Source organism: Lactobacillus sp. A27 (assembly GCF_016742815.1).
Taxonomy (GTDB): Bacteria; Bacillota; Bacilli; order Lactobacillales; family Lactobacillaceae; genus Lactobacillus; species Lactobacillus gallinarum.
In genome coordinates this window covers 1-818 of the sequence record NZ_JAEHNT010000115.1, presented here as the reverse complement: position 1 = coordinate 818, position 818 = coordinate 1, and the positions used below count along the sequence as shown (strand labels likewise).

At 40.6% G+C, this 818-nt stretch carries 1 protein-coding gene; it reads left to right on the top strand.

Annotated features, from left to right (window positions below):
- Positions 1–818, top strand: an 818-nt coding sequence (locus JEM49_RS10040) for an RNA-guided endonuclease InsQ/TnpB family protein (RefSeq protein WP_201874879.1), incomplete at both ends; no start/stop codon positions are given.

Genomic DNA, 818 nt, shown 5'->3' with positions numbered 1-818 from the left:
CTTTGTCTACAACTCTTATGTAGGACGCAATCGAAGCAATTATCATGCTAAGCACTACTTAGCTGTTAGACAATATCAAACAATGCCTTTTGCCTTTTCTACTCTTAATAGCTATGAAGCCCAACTGGCAGAAACAGTAGTCATCAATAATGAATTATTGGCCAAGCCTAAGAATATCCGTGATACTTATAGCTTTTTGCGTGTTAAAGAAATTGATAGCCTCGCTATTGCCAACGCTATTCAGAACTACCAGAAAGCTTGGAACAACTATCGCAAGATTGGTCATGGAATTCCGACTTTTCACAAAAAACGCAGCGACTGGTCATATCAGACCAACTGTCAATATCCTAAGCAGTCAGAAGCCTATCTTGATAACGGGACAGCTAGATTTATTGATGCTAAACATATTAAACTGCCTAAGCTGGGTATCGTCCGCATTGCTGGTTTTAGAAAACTGATTAAAGAGCGTTTGTTTAAGCAGGTTCCAACTAGAATCGGAACAGTGACGATAAAAAAGACCGCTGATGACCAGTTCTACCTGTCTATGCAGTTAGGCAGCGATACTGCTTTTGTTAAGGAATTACCGAAAACACAAAGTCAAATTGGCATTGACCTTAACCTTGATAATTTCTTAACGGAGTCAAATGGATCAATGGTTGGCAATCCACGTTTTTACTGTAAAGCAAAAAAGAAGCTTGCCCATGCCCAACGCGTCTTGTCTCGCAGACAGCGCCGGGCTAAAAAAGAAGGACGCAATTTGCGGCTAGCAAAAAACTATCAAAAGCAGCGTTTAGTTGTAGCTAAACTGCACGACAAGA